This window comes from Epibacterium sp. MM17-32 (assembly GCF_022348205.1).
Taxonomy (GTDB): Bacteria; Pseudomonadota; Alphaproteobacteria; order Rhodobacterales; family Rhodobacteraceae; genus Epibacterium.
Genome location: NZ_JAKRFC010000003.1, coordinates 16,460 through 36,568, shown reverse-complemented (window position 1 = coordinate 36,568; position 20,109 = coordinate 16,460). Strand labels below are relative to the sequence as shown.

General features: G+C 58.8%; 27 protein-coding genes and 1 pseudogene. 26 read left to right on the top strand and 2 right to left on the bottom strand.

Annotated elements, in window-relative coordinates; all coding sequences use genetic code 11:
* Positions 1-334 precede the first annotated feature (334 nt).
* Positions 335-1,006, bottom strand: a complete 672-nt coding sequence (locus MHM88_RS05900; protein WP_239361354.1) for a S24 family peptidase — start codon at positions 1,004-1,006, stop codon at positions 335-337.
* Between the two features lie 50 nt (positions 1,007-1,056).
* On the opposite strand from MHM88_RS05900, the gene MHM88_RS05895 reads away from it, so the two are divergent.
* Positions 1,057-1,269, top strand: a complete 213-nt coding sequence (locus tag MHM88_RS05895; RefSeq protein ID WP_239361352.1) for a hypothetical protein — start codon at positions 1,057-1,059, stop codon at positions 1,267-1,269.
* The gene (locus MHM88_RS05890; RefSeq protein ID WP_239361351.1) at positions 1,266-1,589 is read left to right on the top strand and encodes a hypothetical protein; all 324 of its coding nucleotides are present in this window, start codon (positions 1,266-1,268) and stop codon (positions 1,587-1,589) included. Before MHM88_RS05895 ends, MHM88_RS05890 begins: the two co-directional genes overlap by 4 nt.
* A gap of 158 nt (positions 1,590-1,747) precedes the next feature.
* Here MHM88_RS05890 and MHM88_RS05885 read toward each other — a convergent pair whose 3' ends face one another.
* Entirely contained in the window at positions 1,748-2,281 is a 534-nt protein-coding gene (locus MHM88_RS05885) for a hypothetical protein (RefSeq protein ID WP_239361350.1), read from the bottom strand.
* 478 nt (positions 2,282-2,759) lie between these two features.
* Between MHM88_RS05885 and MHM88_RS05880 the strand changes: the two genes are divergently transcribed.
* The 24 genes and pseudogenes from MHM88_RS05880 to MHM88_RS05765 all read left to right on the top strand — a co-directional run bounded on the left by MHM88_RS05880 (position 2,760) and on the right by MHM88_RS05765 (position 19,879).
* On the top strand, positions 2,760-3,293 hold the full coding sequence (locus MHM88_RS05880) for a class I SAM-dependent methyltransferase (protein WP_239361346.1): 534 nt from the start codon (positions 2,760-2,762) through the stop codon (positions 3,291-3,293).
* A 208-nt stretch (positions 3,294-3,501) separates the two neighbouring features.
* A complete protein-coding gene (locus MHM88_RS05875; RefSeq protein WP_239361344.1) occupies positions 3,502-4,509 on the top strand; it encodes a helix-turn-helix domain-containing protein in 1,008 nt (335 codons plus the stop codon).
* Positions 4,506-4,805, top strand: coding sequence for a hypothetical protein (locus tag MHM88_RS05870; RefSeq protein WP_239361342.1), 300 nt, complete (start codon positions 4,506-4,508; stop codon positions 4,803-4,805). Before MHM88_RS05875 ends, MHM88_RS05870 begins: the two co-directional genes overlap by 4 nt.
* A pseudogene (locus MHM88_RS23095) lies at positions 4,798-5,004 on the top strand (DNA translocase FtsK); the annotation flags it as partial. The gene MHM88_RS05870 and the pseudogene MHM88_RS23095, both read left to right, overlap by 8 nt.
* Before the next feature lie 78 nt (positions 5,005-5,082).
* The gene (locus tag MHM88_RS05860; protein WP_239362497.1) at positions 5,083-5,370 is read left to right on the top strand and encodes a DUF2312 domain-containing protein; all 288 of its coding nucleotides are present in this window, start codon (positions 5,083-5,085) and stop codon (positions 5,368-5,370) included.
* Between the two features lie 5 nt (positions 5,371-5,375).
* On the top strand, positions 5,376-5,804 hold the full coding sequence (locus MHM88_RS05855; protein WP_239361338.1) for a hypothetical protein: 429 nt from the start codon (positions 5,376-5,378) through the stop codon (positions 5,802-5,804).
* Positions 5,805-5,812: 8 nt separating this feature from the next.
* Positions 5,813-6,214 (top strand): DUF1064 domain-containing protein, encoded by a 402-nt coding sequence (locus tag MHM88_RS05850; RefSeq protein WP_239361337.1) that lies wholly within the window; start codon positions 5,813-5,815, stop codon positions 6,212-6,214.
* A 3-nt stretch (positions 6,215-6,217) separates the two neighbouring features.
* Positions 6,218-6,778, top strand: a complete 561-nt coding sequence (locus tag MHM88_RS05845; protein ID WP_239361336.1) for a hypothetical protein — start codon at positions 6,218-6,220, stop codon at positions 6,776-6,778.
* 842 nt (positions 6,779-7,620) lie between these two features.
* Positions 7,621-8,007 carry a hypothetical protein gene (locus MHM88_RS05840; RefSeq protein ID WP_239361335.1) on the top strand — a complete coding sequence of 129 codons (387 nt, stop codon included), beginning with the start codon at positions 7,621-7,623 and terminating at the stop codon, positions 8,005-8,007.
* A 262-nt stretch (positions 8,008-8,269) separates the two neighbouring features.
* A complete protein-coding gene (locus MHM88_RS05835; protein ID WP_239361334.1) occupies positions 8,270-8,920 on the top strand; it encodes a hypothetical protein in 651 nt (216 codons plus the stop codon).
* 365 nt (positions 8,921-9,285) lie between these two features.
* Positions 9,286-9,522: a hypothetical protein gene (locus MHM88_RS05830; protein ID WP_167642622.1), complete on the top strand. Its 237-nt coding sequence runs from the start codon at positions 9,286-9,288 to the stop codon at positions 9,520-9,522.
* A gap of 40 nt (positions 9,523-9,562) precedes the next feature.
* Entirely contained in the window at positions 9,563-10,291 is a 729-nt protein-coding gene (locus MHM88_RS05825; protein ID WP_239361333.1) for a lysozyme, read from the top strand.
* Positions 10,291-10,674: a bacteriophage spanin2 family protein gene (locus MHM88_RS05820; protein WP_239361331.1), complete on the top strand. Its 384-nt coding sequence runs from the start codon at positions 10,291-10,293 to the stop codon at positions 10,672-10,674. The genes MHM88_RS05825 and MHM88_RS05820 overlap by 1 nt, the downstream gene beginning before the upstream one ends.
* Positions 10,675-10,845: 171 nt before the next feature.
* Complete coding sequence (locus MHM88_RS05815; protein ID WP_239361329.1) at positions 10,846-11,403, top strand: terminase small subunit; 558 nt, start codon at positions 10,846-10,848, stop codon at positions 11,401-11,403.
* Positions 11,400-13,361, top strand: a complete 1,962-nt coding sequence (locus MHM88_RS05810) for a phage terminase large subunit family protein (RefSeq protein WP_239361328.1) — start codon at positions 11,400-11,402, stop codon at positions 13,359-13,361. Before MHM88_RS05815 ends, MHM88_RS05810 begins: the two co-directional genes overlap by 4 nt.
* Before the next feature lie 12 nt (positions 13,362-13,373).
* Positions 13,374-13,901 carry a hypothetical protein gene (locus MHM88_RS05805; protein WP_239361326.1) on the top strand — a complete coding sequence of 176 codons (528 nt, stop codon included), beginning with the start codon at positions 13,374-13,376 and terminating at the stop codon, positions 13,899-13,901.
* Positions 13,898-15,508 (top strand): phage portal protein, encoded by a 1,611-nt coding sequence (locus MHM88_RS05800; protein WP_239361324.1) that lies wholly within the window; start codon positions 13,898-13,900, stop codon positions 15,506-15,508. The genes MHM88_RS05805 and MHM88_RS05800 overlap by 4 nt, the downstream gene beginning before the upstream one ends.
* Positions 15,435-17,516: a phage major capsid protein gene (locus MHM88_RS05795; RefSeq protein ID WP_239361322.1), complete on the top strand. Its 2,082-nt coding sequence runs from the start codon at positions 15,435-15,437 to the stop codon at positions 17,514-17,516. The genes MHM88_RS05800 and MHM88_RS05795 overlap by 74 nt, the downstream gene beginning before the upstream one ends.
* A gap of 68 nt (positions 17,517-17,584) precedes the next feature.
* A complete protein-coding gene (locus MHM88_RS05790) occupies positions 17,585-17,818 on the top strand; it encodes a hypothetical protein (protein ID WP_239361321.1) in 234 nt (77 codons plus the stop codon).
* Positions 17,818-18,129 (top strand): head-tail joining protein, encoded by a 312-nt coding sequence (locus tag MHM88_RS05785; protein ID WP_239361320.1) that lies wholly within the window; start codon positions 17,818-17,820, stop codon positions 18,127-18,129. The genes MHM88_RS05790 and MHM88_RS05785 overlap by 1 nt, the downstream gene beginning before the upstream one ends.
* Before the next feature lie 34 nt (positions 18,130-18,163).
* Positions 18,164-18,682, top strand: a complete 519-nt coding sequence (locus MHM88_RS05780; protein ID WP_239361319.1) for a phage tail protein — start codon at positions 18,164-18,166, stop codon at positions 18,680-18,682.
* A complete protein-coding gene (locus MHM88_RS05775; protein WP_239361318.1) occupies positions 18,679-19,215 on the top strand; it encodes a hypothetical protein in 537 nt (178 codons plus the stop codon). The genes MHM88_RS05780 and MHM88_RS05775 overlap by 4 nt, the downstream gene beginning before the upstream one ends.
* Positions 19,212-19,589: a phage baseplate assembly protein V gene (locus MHM88_RS05770; RefSeq protein WP_239361317.1), complete on the top strand. Its 378-nt coding sequence runs from the start codon at positions 19,212-19,214 to the stop codon at positions 19,587-19,589. The genes MHM88_RS05775 and MHM88_RS05770 overlap by 4 nt, the downstream gene beginning before the upstream one ends.
* A complete protein-coding gene (locus MHM88_RS05765; protein WP_239361316.1) occupies positions 19,589-19,879 on the top strand; it encodes a PAAR domain-containing protein in 291 nt (96 codons plus the stop codon). The genes MHM88_RS05770 and MHM88_RS05765 overlap by 1 nt, the downstream gene beginning before the upstream one ends.
* Positions 19,880-20,109: the final 230 nt, after the last annotated feature.

The following is a 20,109-nucleotide window of genomic DNA, read 5'->3' as shown; positions in this document are numbered from 1 at the left end:
TGGTTTTCTGAATATCTCTGTTTTTCGAACTAATCCTACTCCCGCCTCCAACACACGCTTTGGCTTGGTGAGGGGGGAGTCGATTTGTTTATCTAAAGGATCTAGGCTTGGCGTGATGTGACAGCGAAAGGCGGAACTAAAATGGGAACCATCATCCCGATGTGAGGAGGCGATGTACCGTCCACTTCGACCACTTGGCTTGGGGCCGCTAACGACGATCTCTTTCGCCCAACTTCATGAGCTGGTCAGGTCATCAATCTCGCCGGCACCTATGTTTTTTCAAATGCCATTTTCTGTGCCTCACTGCTGCGCCTCTTAATGCACTGACGAAGCGTTAGATCTTTTTGGCAAGATCAGCTGGCCAATGCAACTGGACGCGCGCTGCCCACCGTAGTTGCACGTTCCACATGTTGTTGGCGCCGGGATTTAGTGAAATCAAATGGAACTGTCCCGGCTCATCACCCGCCTTTACCTGCTTTACCCAACCCATACCGTCCAGGTCCTCGCAGACGCAGCGATGTCCGATGATGTCACTAGGCACGCTGTCATGGCCGTTGCGACGATAAAACAGCAGATCACCAGCGGAATAGACCGGCTCCATGCTATCGCCTTCAACCTCGACTGCCACAATATTGTGAGGGGTGAGGCCGGGCGGGCATTCGACCTGCGGGCCGGCGCCCTTCGGATAGGCATCGAATACGGGAACCTGAGCCCCAGCTCCAACCTTGCCTGCTATAGCAATGGTGGGGTGCTCGGTTGAGATCATTTGCCCTTCAAGAAAGCTCTCTAGGTTTGTGCCGAAAGAAGCAGCAATGCGAACTGCATCATCTACATTGGTAGATTTGCTTTTGCCTTGGGCGAGGTTTTTGAGCTGCTCGTAAGACACACCTGCGTCTTGCGCGACTTGGCGCATCGATTTGCCGGAGGATTTGATGGCCGCAAGGAATGCGTCTCTGAACGTTTTTTGCATAAGGGGTAAATTACCCCATTGTGCTGCATTGTGCATGGCGTAAATACACCCTTGACCTGCGGGGTAAATAAACCCCACAAGGGGGCATGGAACAGTTTCTCGAAGAGATCACAGCCTATGCGGTTGCTGTTGGCCGAAGCCCGCAGCACATCTTGCGTCAAGCTATCGGCGCCAATTGGCGCCAGTGGAAAGCGTGGAAGGCGGGGCAGTCCAGCCCAACGCTTCACACCGTGGACAAGATCCGCCGCTACATGGCCGACAATCCCGCACCTGCGGACGCACCAGAGGTGGCCGCATGAGCCGCCCGCGTCTAACTCTGATTGTGAACAATGATGTGCCATGCGGGGATGATGCGCGTGGCGCTGGGAAAAAGTCTTGGTCAAATCAGTTTGACCCGCACGCCCTAAAGGTCAGCGCGCCTGACCTATGGTCGAGCTATTTCCGCGCCCGGTTCCACAGCCCGCGCGAGGTTGCGCTGTTCTGTGACGTGTCGTTTCAGACCGCGTTGAACTGGTGGGGTGCCGTCACAGCCCCAACCAGCCATATCGCTTTGCTCGTCATGCTGACCGACCCCGGCGCGCCGGAGTTCTTCGGGCAGGCGGCGGAGGTGGCGGCGTGAGGCTTCAGTTGCCGTTGGGTTTCCCTCCATCTTTGGTAGGCTTTTGCGGTTGGCTAGTCCCCCAGCCATCTTTGTATGTGTCGCGATCAGAAGATTGCTGGCGAGCAGTTGAGTTCATCTCAGGAGTCCTTTCTTGGCGATTTTGTCGCCTCGCTACGCTATTGTTCGATCTCGCCGACTTTTTTGTAGTCGTACCCATCAAAACTGATGAGGTTCTTCAGTGGCAGCTGCCACCAAGGCAATCGAAGCCGCTGATCTTTCGGAAAATAGCCGGTTGCTGCAAGCGCGTCGTTGTAGGCCTTGGTGTCAACCGCCCGCATGGTTGGAGGTTCATCCGCCATTGTCGTGGAAAGTGCTGCTTTCGCTGCTGCAACGTCAGCGGGCGTCGGAGCTTCAATCGACTGAAAGTCGGCCAAAGCCTTATAGTAGTCTCTCTGCAAAACTTGGTGGAGCCTGGCGCGACCGCCAAAATCGAACGTGAGTTGCAGCGCGCCGATGATTGCGGTTGCTGCGCCAAGATGGATTGCTTCAATACCGTAAGGCGTCAGGAGGTCGGAAATCGTCGCCGCACCCAAGACAACGACCAGGAAGTTCAGCCATCTGGACCAGGTCTCAAACGTCCTACGCATTGCCGTGTGATAAAGAGCGTTTCGGAGGGCGTTGAACTCAAAATTCTCGGGATCGGACTGCAATTTCAGTCTCCTTCAGGTTTGTCGCCTCCCGATTTTTTGGGCTGCTCGGTTCCCCAGCCTCGTTTTTCGGTGCCCTCATCGGACGCGGCGTTTTTGTCTTCGAACATAACTGATGCGCTCCTTGCTTGTTCTGGAAGTAAGGGGTGTAGCGGGTCGCGCGTGCGAGGTGCGGCCCGCATCAACAGACTATCGGATAGATTGCATCTGTCCATGGTCAGTTTTCATCCTGCTATCTCCTATCTGGTTGGCGGGATGAATGCGCGCGGTGGGGTTGCAGCCCCACCGCGCAACGAACACGCGCCGGGATACTTCCCCGCTGAACATCACGGGACAGCGGAACACCAAGAACGTGCTGACGTCAGGACCCGGCGCGGCCCGAGGGTCAATTGGAGCCTGACAAGCACGTTCACCGGGGCGTGGGCGGGCGCCAGAGGCGGGCCACCCCGTCACCGTCAGCTATTCTCAGGAGGTGCCACCCATGGGTAAGCGCAGCTCCTTCAAGCGCCGCAAGAACGATCTGTATCGCACGCCTTGGGAAGCGGTCCCGATCCTTAAACGTCATCTGCCCGCCCGGTTTCGGTTCGCCGAGCCCTGCGCCGGCAACGGCAAGCTGGTTGACCACCTTCGCCGGATCGGTGGGACGTGCGCTGAGGCCGTCGATATCAATCCAGGGCGCGGGGACGTACGGCAGGGAGACGCCCTGTGTTGGCAACCGCTGCAACGCCCGCTGCGCCCGCTGGATTTCATCATTACCAACCCGCCGTGGTCGCGCGAGATCCTGCATCCGCTGATCATGCGTTGCGTTCAGATCAGCCCGACGTGGCTGCTGTTCGATGCGGATTGGAGCCACACCCAGCAGGCGCGCCCGTACCTGCGCCATTGCCGCAAGATCGTCTCGGTCGGGCGGGTCAAATGGATCGAGGGCAGCAAACACACCGGAAAAGACAACTGCGCCTGGCATCTGTTCACAGCAGAGGACCACAGGCGCACCGAATTCATAGGGAGGGCATGAGCATGAATCCCAGAGAGCAGGCCTGCGCAGCCGTAAAGACTGCAAAGGAGCGGCGCGACACTCGCCTCGAGCACGCCGCAACCAAGCGCGCGAAAGAGATCACGCACGGTATCCTGAGAGATCCGCCGAAACCTCAGTCGGCGGGGGATCATCGCGTGTTCACCCTTCGGTTTTGGGAACAGATCTGGGCGCAGGTCAGGGGGCGGTCATGACGACCAGGAAAGAGGCATCGGTCAGCATTCGCCGCCGTACCGCATTCTCGACAATCCCGAACGCTCTGATCCGCGATGTGGAGATCTCGCCAGAGGCGCGGCTCCTGCTTTGCTACATCATGTCATGCAGCGATAGCTGGACGTTCTACGTGTCCGAATGTCAGCGCATCCTGGGCTGTAAAAAAGACAAGTGGCAGCGCATCCGCCGTGAGGTGATCGAGGCAGGCTATCTGCGCGTTCATGCCAAGAACGGCGAAAACGGGCGCTTGGAAGGCTATATCTGGGAAGTGTTCGACGAACCGCAGGCACCAGATGAAGTGTCAGCAGGGGGCAGCGAGCCACAAGATGCGGGGGAAAGCGGTATTTACCGTGAGCCGGAAAAACCGGCTACCGGTGCGCAGCCGGTCAAACCCTCTCACCGTGAGCCGGAAAAACCCGCCCGCCGGTTGACCCCGCCCGCCGGAAAAACCGGCCCCATAAGAAAGAACAACAAACAAAAAGAAAAACAAACAAGTTGCGCGGCTGAACCCGCGCCCACGCTGGATGATTGTTCTGATGATTTGTTGAGAGAGTTCGAGCGCGTGTTTCCCAAGCTGGGGACAGCGCAGGCAACTCACAAGGCGATCAGCAAGGCCCTGACCAACGGTGCCACATCTGACCAGATCCTCGACGCTGCCCGCGCCTATGCCGCCGAGCAGCAGGGCAATGATCCGAGGTACATCCGGCGCAGCGAGCGTTTCTTCGCGGATGATTTCTGGCGGGCTTACATCCCGGCCCAGAAATCCACGCCCAGCGCTGAGGCGGCAGCGTTCGCCGAGCAGTGGGGCAAGACGATCCGTGAGGTTGGCAGTGCTGGTTCGGGACATTTCATGTTCGGAAAGATCAGCCGCGACACGGTCACCAAGTGCCTCGCCGCCCGTACAGTGACCGCCGAAGAGTGCCGCCGCGCTGGGCTTGGGATCTCCGATGCAGACGCACGGGCAATGCTCGAGGTGGCGCAATGAGCGTGCACGCTGATCCTGCCACACACGGGCACCGTTTCGGCGCTGTGGTTGTCACGGTCGACCTTGTGGCCGGTGATTGCATGATCCGTGCACCGCAACCCTGCAAAGGCCCGGTGTCTACCGTCGAGCGCAAGACGCGGCTCAACACGCTCGACGAGATCTATGCGGCCTATCGAACGCAGAACTGGTTGAGCCGGAAACCACAACAACACCCACATGCCGGAGACATGGCAAGCGCGCTCAAGTTCGCCGGTCAGCTCCTGAAAGCAGAGCAGGAAAGGAAACGCCGTGGCTGACGCATACAAGGAACTACAAAAGACCCCGGTTGATTTCGCGCTCCTGGCGAAAGCGGCTCAAATCATCATAGAGGACCAAAAGGCCAGCACGACACATGTGCAGCGGTCTCTGGCCATTGGGTACAACAAAGCATCCCGCCTGATAGAGGCGCTCGAGGCGCTGGGCGTAGTGACCGCATCTGATCACGTCGGACGCCGTGAGATCGTCGCCACCGAGGTTCCGGCGCGTCTGTTCGCCATGGCTGCTGACCAGGTTGCAGGGCAGAAGGCCACCCACATGAGGGAGACTGCAGAAGACCGCACCGTCAGGGAGAATGCCGAGGACAACGCCTATCGCGCCAATGCGACAGAGCTGCGCCAGTTTGTCGAACGGTTCGAGCGCCTGGACGAAGAGAAGAAGGCCATTGCAGAGCAACAGAAAGAGGTCATGGCAGAGGCCAAGGGGCGTGGATACGACGTCAAGGTGCTGCGCAAGCTGATCGCCCTGCGCATGCGCGACGAAACCGATATCGCCGAAGAAGAGGCGGTACTCGATCTGTACAAAGAATGCCTAGGCATGGGGTGAACGTCATGACCGCACAGCCCCTCAAGATTATCACCCGTGAAACGCTTGCACCGCTCTGGGCTCGCGAGGATATCCCCACAGAACGCATCGCCCGGGCGCTGGGCGTGACGCGACAGGCGCTTAGCTCCAAGGCGCGCACACTTGGTCTGCCCAGCCGCGCGAAAGTGCGCAAACAGCTCTGTGACAACGAGACGTTTCGCCGGATGTGGCTCGCCGGGGTCAACTCGACAGAAATGGCGCAGCATTTCGGATACTCGCACCGCTCCGCGATTGGATCACGTGCCGGAGCCATGGGCTTGCCGCGCCGGTCGCGCAGTACCGACACGGGCAAAACAGGTGGTTGGGTTCAGACGATCTCGCTCGCACAGTTCTTCGAGCAGGACCTTCGAGAGCGAATGGAGGCAGAGGCCAAGAAGAGAAAGGCATCGCAATGACGGAACGCATGACAGCAGAGGAATACAGGGAGGCCCAACTCCCCTCGATAGGGGAAGATAAGCGCCGGGTGCGCGGCACCAAACGGACCACAACGGCAGACGGCGTAACGCACGACAGCAAGACAGAGGCCCAACGCTGGCAGGAATTGAAACTGCTACAGGAGGCGGGCGAGATCTGCGGCCTGCGTCGCCAAGTCGATATTGGCCTGACCGGACGTGACGGTCCGATCATGACCGACAGCGGAGCAAAGCAGCGCATCTATCGCGCAGACTTTGTTTATGTCGACAACCGCCTCGGCTTGACCGTGATCGAGGATCGCAAAGGCCATGAAACCGACGTGTTCAAGCTCAAGAAAGCGATCTTGGCCGCGCAGGGCATGGAGATCCTTGTCACACGGGCAAAGGGTTGAGCTATGGGCACTGTCGAGGATCTGAAACACGAAGTGGCGAACCTGCGCAAATTACTTGATCAGGCGCAACGCGCTGGGCAGAGGAAACCTTCTGCATCTGTTCCCGCGGTGTATCAGCCCGATTTGCCTGCCGTTGTCCGGTATCCTCTGGCAGATTTTGCCGCCGGCCGCGGCCGAAGCGTGCCGCTACCCGACAGCGTGCAGGAGATCGCCGAGGTTATCGGGCGCCGAAATGCGGTGCGCCTGGTGGAAGGTACGCGGTCAACGGGCGCGCGCAAATGGCGGCGCCAGCTCTATGTCCCGGGAAGCATCCCTGAGGATCACCGGATCGCATCCATGATCGGCATTGAAGCCGCGCTAAAGCTAAGCCACAGCCACGCGAACTGCATCCTCGAGCTGCCGAGCTGTCACGGGCTGCGCAAGGCGTACATGGCTGATCATGCGTTGCGCCAGTGGGATGCCGGTGCATCTGTGTCTGAGGTCGCGAGGGAGATGGGAATCGAGATCAAGACCGCGCAGACGTTGCTGGATCAGGCCTCGTATTGGCGCAAAAAGCTTGGTTAATGAGATCACTGCAATATAATTCTTCATACTGGCGTTGCTTTTTTTGTGGACTTTTGTGTTGTAATGCAACGTGCCGCCGACCTGGATATCCCCTATTTGGGCGTGGCCGTAGCACCTGCGCTGGCTGGGACTGGAAGGGCGAGACGTGGGCGGTTTCTGCATCGACTTGGGCGAGAAGTTGCTACGCCTGTCCGACGCAGGCCAGTTCGCATCTACTGTGAAATGGGGCGCGGTCCGGTTACGCTCGAGGATCAACCACTCCAGTATGGAGCAGCAAATGGGACCGATGTACGCAGCTAAGGTAATGCTTGCCCGGGGGATCGCCTTGAATACCGCCGACCCAGGCGCTTCTTTGGTGTGTGTTTTCGACCTCGCTGATGAGCTTCGTGGAAGCCTTTGGTCGGAGTTCTCTTTTTGTGCGCATACATTTATCTCGGCTTTCGCGGGCAGATCCTCTGCTACTCAGGGGTTTGGTATGCTCTCCCAGTGCCCTTTAAAGTTGAAAATGGAAGAGGGGGCTTGCACGATGAGAATGCCTAAAAACAGGAGCGAGCCCTGATGGTAGAATGGGTGGTGAAATATGGGGATGGAATCTCTAAGAGCCGGGTAGGTGTGCTTCCTGGGAGCCTGAGTGAAAGTGAAGTTCTTGGGACTCTCCAACGCCTAGCATGCGCGTCTTTGTCACCGAGCGAGATCCTCAGTGCCTCGCTCCGGCGAAATAACAAGTGGCGTTCCCCTGTGTTGGATCGAGTTGGGTCTGGCTTGCCTGTCCAAGTGGATAGCGGGGATGGTTTTTGCAGCGCAGATCGTGTCATTTAGAAGATCCAAAGAGGAGTAGTATCTTGTCAGATCCTTATAAAGCGCAATCGGCGATGATCGGGAAGATCCTGGAACTGCTCGAGCCTCATGGCATTGAGCCAATTTCCGTAAATGGAAACGATCTCACCAGCGACAAAGAGGAACTTGGTCTGTTCATCAATTCCATGAATTGGTTGATAAAAGAAGAAATTATCCGAGTTGATAGATATCAAGGCATTACGCGTTGGGTCGGATGCCATCTTTCCGCAAAAGGTATGTACTTGCTTGGGAGGCAAATCAACATTGGTGGAGATTTGGTCCCGATGCGAAGTGCGCTGAAGGAAGCGCAGAGCGGCACTTGGGATCACGCCAAATTTGGTGATTTCATAGGCGGTGTGTTCGGAGGCGTTTTCAAGTCGATTAACAGCTAGGCCGTGGTGTTATTCAGCGCAGCAGGCAGACTTGGGTTGCTGCGTTTGTTCAGTTTGGTACTGGATCGCAGTCACGCGATGACGGTGGCGCTCGCAATCGGCGGATGGAGAAAAGGGTGGCGAGCACCATGCTCAGCCCAAAGCTGAAGGGAACATGGGGTCGAGGTCAGTATGCATAATTGCAGACGACATATAATATCTTGCTCTAGCTGCACCAAGTCCTTTACGCTAGAAATTATAGATTTTGCAGAAAGGAATTGTAATGCCACCTAACCGAACGGCACAAGCAAAACCGATTGATTTAATCGCTTCAGCCGAAGACTATTTTCGAGGTTCACGTTGCTTATCTGATGCTCGGGTAAGTTTTTTTCGCTCTTGTGGTCAGAGTACTGAATTTTATGAACTTCCTCATGTACTTCGATACCATCGCGCATGCTTCATGCTAGAAGCCTTTTCACTAGAACTGTTCTTGAAGGGCGTACACGCAGCTCGTGAACAAGGTGTATTCCCTACCGGTCACAATCTGAAAACACTATTCGACAACCTGTCAGGCGCTGACAGGGCATCTATCGAATACATCTACGATAATGCGCCCAGATTTCAGAAAGAGTTTAGAGAGCAACAAAGGTTGCGAGGTGTTCCATCGGATTTTCACACTCAATTAAAAGCGAGTGCCAGTGCTTTTGCACACAATCGGTATAGCTTTGAAGAAAGTCGCCCTGACATGTGTTGGGTGGGGAGTGATATCCTTCTATCAACTCGCATATTCATATTTCAAGAATTTCCTGCTCTGACCGATAGTCTCCAAATAGGTGTAGTTAGGAAAGAAGATTACGTTGATCCAAGAGAAGGTAAGCACGTTTTTCTTTCATGTAACGAAGAAGAGCCTCATAAGCTGAAAAGGGATAAATGACCTAGCGGGCTTTAATCATTCCAGTATGCCTAAGCTCGCTGCCTCTGGCTCGCTTCCACGGTTATACGACTCTTGCAGATTTGAGGCGGGCGCCGCCCCCTTTGAAACCTACGGCAGGCGATCTTTCCCTATCTACTGTGAATGTACTCAGTGTCGAAGCGTGTTTTCAGAATAAAACTTTATCATTGAATTGAAGGCGCCGACTCGCAACGCATTTAATGACCGCGCGATAAGGCCACGGGAGCGAGTTGTTACGGGGCCAAGATTTAATTAGGAAAAGTCATCTAACAGCCAAGGTAAAACCGCCAGAGGAAACGGCGTCCTAAACGCGAGATCTTGTCCAAAACGGGCAGAGGGTCGCGCGCATGTCGCTTATCGAACGCATTGAACAGGCATCCACCGGGCTTGCGGTGACCGGGATCACCGGCGTGGCGTCCGGCAGTATCTGGTTGGTGCGCCGCATCTTCACCAATCAGAAGCAAATCGAAATGCTGCAAAGGTCGCTGGAGGACCGCGACCGGCAGCGTGACGAAGACCGCGAGGCGCTCGCCGACGTCAGAACGGACGTGCGCGAGATCCGCGACATCCTTCACCGCAGGTAACCGGGGCAATGCCCCGATCTGGGGCGAAAGGAGCTTTGCCATGCAACTCATTCAAAACTGGAAACAAACCGCGATAAGTGCGTGGTCAATCAGATTGATTGTCCTCGCCTGTCTTCTGTCGGCGGTGCCTGTGTTTCTGTCGCTGGTTTCGCCGGACCTGTTGGGTGTCGATCCGGTCATATTTGCGGCGGGGACGTTGGTGGTCAACGCGCTTGCAATTCCGGCGCGTCTGGTGGCGCAGGCGGGGCTGTCGGACATGTTGGCAGAGTTCCGGCGGGACACAAGCGGTGCAATCCAATCACGGGCAGCGGCAGGGCTTGGAGCCGCTGCGCTGGTCGTTGCCCTCGCAACCCCATTCGTCGCTAAATGGGAAGGCGTTAGGCTTGAGGCTTACCGAGATATTGTGGGCGTGCCGACGATCTGCTTCGGCGATACGCATGGCGTCCAGATGGGCGACACAGCGACCATGGCCGATTGTGTCGACCGACTCGAGCGTGACGTTCGCGCCTTTTATGACGAGATCCGGCCTTGCATGACAAACCCGAACATCCCGCCAGGCGTTCAAGCCTCCATGCTGGAATTGGCCTATAACGTCGGTGCTCCGTCGGTCTGCCGCTCCACAATGATGCGGCTTGCCAATGCGGGCCGGTATCGTGCCGCGTGTGATGAGTTGCGCCGCTGGGTGATTGCGGGTGGCCAGCGCGTTCGCGGGCTCGCCAATCGCCGCGCCGACAGCAAACAAGCGCTTTGCCTCAAGGGGCTGACCTGATGCGCTGGCTGTCCCTTCTGCTGATTTGCGCGGCTCTGGGCTCTTGCTCCAAGGTTGCCGGGGTCGTGGGCGGGGCAATCGGCGGCGGGCCCAGCATTGCCGCGAACGTCCAGGCCGGGCGCACCAATGCCCAGACCCTCGGGCGCACAACCGTCACGGATCAACGGATCGAGGGCACCAACGCACGGACAGTCGAGCAGAGCGCAGGTGACACCCGCGTCAGAACCGAGAGCGTCCAGACCATCATTGTTCGCGAAGATCCGCCGCCGTGGTTCTTGCTTGTGACCCTGCTGGGCTGGCTGTTGCCGACGCCAGGACAGATCGGCGCCGGGTTGTTCGCCCTGATCGCCAGACCCTTTCGCGGGTCCTTCCCCGGGTGGTGACGTCTGTGGGTATCCGCACGCGCCGAAATTTATGTGTGCGTGCCGCCGGGCGATGGGGTTGTTTATTATATAGATCGCGCAAGCGATTGAGAGAGAACTACAAAATCGCTTTGAGACATAAAGTCGGCATCAGTGCCGAGGTTTGGCCGAAATTTATCGAAAGGGCCTCAAGTGTCTGACAAGAATAAGAAATCCAAAGGGCAGGTCGTAAACCGGGCGGACCTCGCCAATATCAACGGCGTGTCGCTGCCGACGATTGACGATTGGGTGCGCCGTGGCTGCCCAGTGATGCAGCGTGGCGCGCGCGGGCGCGCCTGGCAATTCAACACTGCCGAGGTGAGGAACTGGCGCGACGACGATATTCGCGCACAGGCTGTTGAGGCTGGCCCGGTCACGAAAGACGAATTGATCCTGCGCAAGCTGAGAGCCGAGACCGAACAAGCCGAGCTTGATCTATCGAAGGCGCGCAATGAGCTGGTGCCCGTCGAGCAATTCGACCGCGCCATGACAAAGGCATTTGGCGAAGTGCGGGCGGGATTCCGCAATGTGCTGCCCAGCCGTGCCGCGCGGCGCCTGATCGGCGAGAGCGACGAGACCAAAATGAAAGAGGTGCTGATCGATGAGGTGGATCAGATCCTCTTGGTTCTGTCGGATTCCGACCTGATCCACGAAACCGATCTTGAGGTCGAAGACAACGAGGAAGGCGACGAGGGGGCGAACAGTGAGTGAACGCCCGGGCTGATTTCTCCAACGCGCGGGCGCTTGTCCGCAGCACCCGGCGCGCCCGGGCGTTTCTACGCCCGCCACCTGACCTAAAGCCGTCGGAGTGGGCCGAACAGAATATCAAAATTCCCATCGGCAATGCGGTGCCGGGGCCGATGCGGTTCGACAACGCGCCGTATCAGCGCGAAGTCATCGACATGACGGCAGATCCGCGCTGCAATCGGATCTCGCTCATGTGGGGCGCGCAGGTTGGCAAGACGCAGACCGCGCTTGCCGCACAGGCGTTCCGGATCGGCTTCAATCCCGTTTCTCAAATGATGATGCAGCCCAGCCAGGGCGACTTGACGACGTGGCTCGAGACCAAATTTAACCCGCTGGTCGAGGAAAACGACGGCTTGGCCGAGGTGCTCGCCAAGCCCCGGGCGCGGCATGGCGTCAACAATCAGCGAATGAAGAGCTACCCCGGCGGGTTCCTCATGTTCAGCTGGTCAGGTTCGCCCAAGACCATGCGGGGCCGGTCGGCGCCGTTTATCGTCTGCGACGAGACGGACGGCTATGACCGGACCAATGAGGGTCACCCGGTCGGCCTGTTGTGGCAGCGGGCGGCGACCTTTGGCGATCAGCGGCTCTTGCTGGAAATCAGCACGCCGACGATCAAGGGCGGCAGCTGGATCGAAAAGGCGTTTGATCAGGGCGACCAGCGGTATTTCTATGTGTGCTGCCCGCATTGCGGCCACCTGCAAAAACTGGACTGGTCGCAGGTGACCTGGTCCAAAGATGCCGATGGTGTGCACCTCGCCGAAACAGCCGGCTATCTGTGCGCTGCCGACGGTTGCGGTACGGTGTGGAGCGACGGCGAGCGCTGCGCGGCTATCCGCAACGCCGAGCGCGAGGGCGGTGGCTGGATTGCGACGAAGCCGTTTCGCGGTCATGCGTCCTATCATCTGTCTGAGCTGTATTCCTGCTTTCGGCGGCTCGAGGATATTGTGCAATCCTTCCTCGACAAAAGGGCGGCGGGGGATCTGCAAACCTTTGTGAACGTATCCCTGGCCCAGACATGGGAAGAAGAGGGCGACAAGCTCGAGGCGTCGGTCTTGATGGCTCGTGCCACGAAATTCGCGGCACCAGTGCCGATGGGGGCAGGCGTACTCACAGCCGGGATCGACATGCAGAATGACCGGCTCGAGGTGGAAATCGTCGCCTGGGGGCTGGGAGAGGAATCCTGGTCTGTCGATTACAAGACGCTCTGGGGCGATCCTCTGCAACAGGATGTATGGGACGAACTGGACGCTCTGCTGTCGGAAACATGGCAACATGAGAGCGGCGCCGAGTTGCGGATCTCTGCGGCGTGCCTCGATACCGGCGGTGAGGGCGGGCGCACGCAAGCGGCCTATGACTACGCGCGCAAGCGGCTGGGCCGCAAGGTCTGGGCTATCAAGGGTGTTGGCGGCTGGGGCCGTCCTATCGTGACCGCGCCGTCGAAAATAAAGCAGCGCGGAACGCGTCCGGTCTATCTGCACTCTGTCGGGGTTGATGAGGCGAAAGCTGTAGTTGCCCAGCGGGCGCGGATCAAAGATCCGGGGCCGGGTCACTGCCATTTTCCAGAACATCGCGATCCGGCGTGGTTCGACATGTTCACCGCTGAGGCTCTGCGCACCCGCTATGTGAAGGGGTTCGCCGTGCGGGAATGGCACAATGTGCGCCCGCGCAACGAAGCCTTTGATTGTCGCGTCTATGCCTATGCCGCGCTGCGGATTTTGCGCCCGAACGTGAAACGTCTGGTCGAGGCCCTGCATCCGCAGGACCATGAGATCGAGGCGGAGATCGAAGACACCGCCGCCGATCCGGTCGCGCCGCCAGAGGCTACGGCAGAAGGAAATCCGCCAGAGGAACCAGAGCCTAAAACTCGGCAACCTGTCAAAAAGCGCGGCTGGGCAGCGAAGAAGCGCCGCCGCAGGCACTAGGCGGGGCGAAGCGTGGGCGACATTCCAAACGAAATCGGGGCTGGGCTGACTTTTCGGGCCGTCGTCGAGCAGCCGCATTATCCGGCACCAGAATGGGGTTTGACCCTGTTCTTGCGGGGGCCGGGGGCAATTGACCTGGACAGCATCGCGACCGGGTCAGCCCATGCGTTTGAAGCGGCGGCCACGGTGACAAAGGAATGGGCACCGGGGCGCTATGCTTATGTGATCCGTGCGACCGACGGCAGCGATGTGCGGCAGATCGCGCAGGGCGAGGTTATGATCGGCCAGGATATCGCCGCGCAGGCGCAGGGCTTTGACGGTCGCGACCACGTGCGCAAGGTGCTGGATGCTATCGAGGCGGTGATCGAAAACCGCGCGACTATCGACCAGCAGAGCTACACCATCAACAACCGATCCCTGCAACGCACACCGTTGTCGGAGTTGTTGAAGTTGCGCCACCAGTATCGCGCAGAGCTGGCAGCCAAGAAGACGCGGCGATATGGTGGTTTCGGGCGCATGATCAAGGTGCGTTTGACATGATCGGGCGGCTGTTCAGACGAGAAGACCCTGTTGCGCCGGAACCGGAGCGCAAGCCGCCTCCGATGCTGACGGTGCCGCGGCGACGTGGCCAACGCATGTTCGCCGCCGCAGAGACCGACCGCATGACAAGCGGTTGGACCAATACGCCAATGCCGGCGGATCAAATCATTCGCCGCAACTGGCGCGTGCTGGTGGCGCGGTCACGCGAGCAGTCGGCGAACAACGATTATGCCAAGGCATTCAAGGCCAGCGCCCGGCGCAACCTGATCGGGCAGAAGGGGCTTGTGCTACAGGCGCAGGCTTCGGATTTGGGCGGTGCCCTAGATGCCGGGGCAAACAAGGCAATCGAAACCGCCTGGCGCACCTGGTGCCAAGCCATGAATTGCGATGTGAAGGGGCGCCGCACCTTCCGCCAGATCCAGAAAACAATCGTCAACGGGCTTTGCACCGACGGCGAGTTCATGGTGCGCATGGTCTATGGGGCTGATGCAGGCCCGTGGGGCTTTGCGTTGCAGGTCCTCGATCCGGTTCTGTGCCCGGTGGATTTCGACGAAGATCGGCGCCCGGGCGGCGGGTTTATCCGTGCCGGCATCGAATATACCAAGATGGGCCGACCGGTGGCCTATTACTTCACGACGCTGGATCAGTCGCAGGCAGACTATCACTATTCCGGCCGGGCGTTTCTACGCGTGCCCGCCGATGAAATCATTCACTGGTTTGAAGAGGATTTTGTAGGCCAGAAACGTGGCTTGCCCTGGATGGCGACGGCGTTGCTGCGGATGCGTCAACTGGGCGAGTTTGAGAAAAGCGCCCTGAACAATGCCCGGGAAGGCGCAAATAAGGTTGGCGTAATCGAGTGGGACGAGGGCATGGGCCCGGACGTCGATGACGAAGAAATTCAGAACGAAGACGGCAGTCTTGTCGATATCGAGCTGGAGAGCGAAAGCGGCGTTTACCACCAGTTGCCAGCGGGCGCCCGCCTGAAACGGGTGGAAACCGGGTATCCGAACGGTGAAATGCAGGTGTTCTCCAAACACATGCTGCGCGGTGTCGCGACCGGTCTGGGCGTTGCCTACAACGATCTTGCCAACGACCTCGAGGGGGTGAACCTGTCGAGCATCCGGCATGGCGTTCTGAGTGAGCGCGATCAATGGATGGAGCTGCAAGAGAGCCTGATCGAGGCCTTTGCCCTGCCGATATATGAGCGCTGGCTCGCCCATGCGCTGTTGCAACAGAAAATCACGCTGCAAAACGGCTCACCGCTTCCGGCGGGCAAGCGGTCGAAATTCCTCGCGGTGACGTTCCAAGCGCGCCGCTGGCAGTGGATTGATCCCGCAAAAGACGTGAAGGCCGACACCGACGCCGTCGACAATCTGTTCAAGTCGCGCGGCCAGGTGATCCGCGAGCGCGGGCGCGACCCGCGCGAAGTCTATGCCGAGATTGCCGCAGATATCGCGGCGATGCGTGAGGCGAAGATCCCCGAAATCGTGATCGAGGCCTTGATCACAGCAAAATCAAAAGGAGGGCAGGGCAGTGGACAGCCAGCCAAAACCGGCACCGGAGAAACCGATCCAGACGCCGACCCAGACCCCGACAAAGGCGAGTGACGTTGTCGGGCGGTCTTTGACCCGGGAAGTCACTGCCGAGCAAATCAACGCGCGGGGCGAAGGCGGTGCCATGCGCCGCATGGGTGAGGTGCGCGAGATCAACGTCGAGGCGCGCACGGTCGAACTTGCGTTCTCAAGCACGACGCCGGTGCGGCGCTGGTTTGGTGATGAGGTGCTTTCCCATGACGCCGAGGCGGTGGTTCTCGACCGTCTGCTCGATGGCGGGGCGGTATTGGTCGGGCACAATTGGGACGATCAGGTCGGCGTTGTGCAAAGTGCGCGCGTCGATTCCGACGGCGTCGGGCGCGCTGTTGTGCGGTTCGGCAAGAGCACACGCGCCAGCGAGATCTTTCAAGACATCGTCGACGGCATCCGGCAGCACGTCTCGGTTGGCTATCGGGTGATCACGATCAGCGAGGAAATTCGGGAAGGTCAGCCGAACCTTGTCACGGTCACGCGCTGGGAGCCGTTCGAGATTTCGGTCGTACCGGTGCCAGCTGATCCGACCGTCGGCATCGGTCGGGGAATGGAAAATCCGCCAGAGGCAGGCGGTGCAGAAGCCCGGCAAACTGGCGGAGAGAATGCGGGCGCGGTGGCCGAGCCCAACGATACAGGACAAAGGGAAACACAGATGAATACCATCATCACCCGCGACGCCGAGGGCAATCTTGTCCGGGCAAAGGTCGACGAAAACGATCAGATCATCGAAGTGATCGAGGTGCTCGAGCGCGCAGGCGCGGCGGAAACTGCGATTGTGCAGCGCGCCCAGGAACAGGAAGCGGCCCGCGTGCGCGAGCTGACCGAGTTGGGGCGCGAATACGGTGCGCCAGAGCTCGCAAACGAAATGATCGCCGGGCGCAATGGCGTGTCCGACATGCGCGAACGGTTGCTGGACCACCTGCACCAGCGCAGCACACAGGACCGCCAGCTGTCCGAACGTTCCGGCATCGGCCTGACCGACAGCGAAACAGAGCAGTTTTCGTTTATGCGCGCCATTCGCGCCTTGGCGAACCCGTCTGACCGCAGCGCGCAGGAGGCCGCAGCGTTCGAGTTCGAGGTTTCCGACGCCGCTGCCGAAGCGCAAGGGCGTGATGCTCATGGCATCATGGTTCCGATGGACGTGCTGATGCGCGCCCCGCTCAACACCGGTTCCGGTGGCGCAACCGCAGCAGATACCGGCGGAAACGCCATTGCAAACCCGTTGCTTGCGCAGAGCTTTATTCAGATGCTTCGCAACCGCACAACGATGCTGCGGCTCGCAACCCCTATGATGGGGCTTGTGGGCAACCCCGATATTCCGACGCAGGAAAGCGGCGCGACCGGGTATTGGCTTACCGAGGATGCCGAGGCCACGGAGGATCTGCTTTCGCTTGGTCAGCGTCAACTGTCGCCGAAGACGGTCGCGGCGTATTCAGAGCTGACGCGCCGGATGCGGCAGCAGGCCAGCATTGATATGGAGGCGCTTGTTCGGAGCGATCTGGCGCAGGCTCTTGCTACCACTATTGATCTGGCAGGCTTCTATGGGTCTGGGACCAACGATGAGCCGTTGGGGATCGCAAATGCTAATGGCGTCAATGTCGTTGACTTTGGCGGCGCAGCGTCGGGCGGTGGATCGGCAATGCCGACCTGGGCCGAGGTGATCCAGATGGAAAGCGATATCTCTGCTGCCAATGCCGATGTGAACAGCATGGCCTATGTGCAGAACGCCAAGATGCGCGGTCACTTCAAATCCACCCAGAAATTCAGCGGTACCAATGGTGCGCCGATCTGGGAGAGCGACAACACCGTCAACGGATATCGTGGCGAAGTGACAAACCAGATTGCCGACGGCGATGTCTTTCACGGTGATTTCAGCAACGTCATCGTCGGTATGTGGGGCGGTCTGGATCTCAACATCGACGACAAGACGCACAGCCGCCGAGGCCGCCTGCGCATTGTTGCCATGCAGGACGTCGACTTTGTGCATCGCCACCCGGCGGGCCTCTGCTACGGCACCGACGCCACCTAACCCTCAACCTAGTTTAGCTGCGGTCCGGTCGGGCCGCAGCTCCAAACCCGAAACAAGGATCTGAACACATGGCTGAACAGAAGAAGCCCCAGAAGAAAACCTATACCGTCACCAGCGCGTTTGTCTGGGATAAGGGGATCAAGAAGCCCGACGACACCGTTGAGCTGACCGACAGTGAAGCGTATGGCTTGAAAAAGCGCGGCAAGATCGACGAGCCGAAGGCGAAACCAGCCAGCAAGAAGGCCGCAGAGACCGGCGCAGCCAATGCCGGCACGGCAGCAGCGGCCAAAGCGCCCGCCTAATGCCAACGCCGAGCTGGGATAATCCCGACGCCTTCCTGTCAGTTGATGATTTTGCCCTCGAGGCGAGCGTCACGCCACAGGGGGGCGTTTCGCGTCTGGTGCGAGGCATCTTTGACGAGCCCTATTTCAATGCCCAGCTGGGCGAATATGAGGCTGACAGTTCCGAGCCGCGCCTGACTTGCAACGAGTTGGACGTCACGGATTTAGCCCCGCATGATGCCGTCGAGGTGGCCGGTCGTGCCTACTACCTCGCGACCTATCCGCAACCCGACGGCACAGGCCTGGCGGTGCTGCGTCTGGTGCCGGATTAGACTTATGCTTGCCTTTGACTTCGATCAGAGCGCATTGCACCGGATCGCTGCCGAGTTTGACGCCAGCGAAAAGGATATGCGCGCAGCTTATTCCCGCGCGTTGCGGCGCACCGCGCAGTCCATGAAAGCGCGGTCTCGCAAGGGTTTGCGCTCCAAACTTCACTTGCGCACTGCCGCAGAGCTGCGCCGCCGCCTGGCTGGTTTTCGGTTCGCTCGAAATTCCGGCATGGGAAGCGTGCGCATGTGGTTTGGGCTGAACGATATGCGCGTTTCGGCTTTCAAAGGTCGGGCTGTAAAGACTGCGACCGGCGCGAGCTTCGCAGGTCAGGATTTTGAGGGCGGTTTCATCGGTCGGAACGCCAAGGGCCGACCAACGGTCAAGCATCGTGCCGGATCGCGCGCCTATCCTGTCAAAGAGGCCAGAATGCCAATCGACGACGTAGCAGAGACCTACATCGAGGACGAGGTTTTCGATGGCATCGAAGAGGTATTTTTCCACTATTTCCGGGCCGAGGTGCGCGCCCGGACGATTTACGGAGTGGGCAAAAAATGACCCGAACTGTTGACCTTGATGTGATGCACGACGCGATTATCGCGCAAATTGGAGCATGGTTTCCGACTCTCGCGACCGTCGGCGACTATCAAGAAGATCGCAGAACGCTATCCGTTCCGGCGGTTCTGATCGAATTGATCGATATGGAAGGCGATCCGGATGCAGACCCCGGCACCGGTCAAGCGCCTTTCGTTTCCAAATGGGTCGCGAGGGTAATCCTTGGCTCCAAAGCGGAAGACGTGAAACGAGAGGTGCGCAAACTTGCCGCTGCATTGGGAGCGAAAGTGCATCAGCAGCGGTGGGGCCAGGCTGTGAGCCCCGCGCAGGTGACCTATATCGGCCCGGATGCCTTCGACCCTGAATTTGACAAGTTCGAGGTCTGGGCGGTCGAGTGGGATCAACAGATCGACTTGGGCGAGAGTGTCTGGACGGGCGAGGGCGTTGTTCCGCAGGTGGTCAAAGTCGGCTGGTCGCCGGATATTGGCCCGGGAAATGAGGCCGACTATTCCGACAGCTTAGAGGCCGCGCCATGAGCTATGGAGCTGCCAGGAGCGAACAGGCGCGCGAGGGGATTGTGCGTTTCGGTGTCGTGACCGCATTGGACCCGGGCGCGGCGCGAGCGAAGGTCAGTTTCGGCGGCGAAAGTGAAAGCGGCTGGTTGCCCTGGCTTGCCCCTCGAGCGGCTGCGATCAGCGTCTGGGCGCCCCCAAGCGCAGGTGAACAGGTAATCGTTCTGTCAGAGTCGGGCGATACTGCGCAGGGTATCATAATCGGATCTGCTTTCAGCAATGGCAATGCGGGTCCAGCCGCAAGCGCTGGCCTGTTTAAGATCCAGGTCGGCCCGTCATCTATCGAGATCGACGCGAGCGGAATCCGTATCAAAGCCCCCAAGATTGATTTAAACTAATGCCAGCAGTGACCCGAAAAGGAGATAGCTGTACCGGACACGGGGATTTCCCGCCCCGTCCCAGCACCGGAGGTAGCGGCACAGTGTTCGTCAACGGCAAGCCCGTTCACCGCCAGGGCGACGCTTGGGCCGTGCATTGCAACCCGCTGAATGTTTGCCATGGAGGCAGTCTGGCAGCAGGATCGGGGGCGGTGTACGTTGAAGGCAAGGAAATCGGTCGGGTCGGCGATCCTATTGGCTGCGGTTCATCTGTGGCGAGCGGTTCAGGTGACGTTTTCGCAGGGGGGTGATACGTTACATATTCGTCCGTCGTCATTCATGCCGCACTGGTGCCCGTTGGATCGAACTTTCGCTGCGTGTGCAAAATTTGATGATAGGCGCATTCAAAGTGTGCGGAGCGAAACCGACTTCGGATGCCTAACGGGCTACCTCTGGTATTTGAATTTTAGGGTTTTCTGTACCCATAGTGTTCGGTAGGTTGGAGTATAGTAAAAAATCACAGTATATTTTGGCTTTAAAT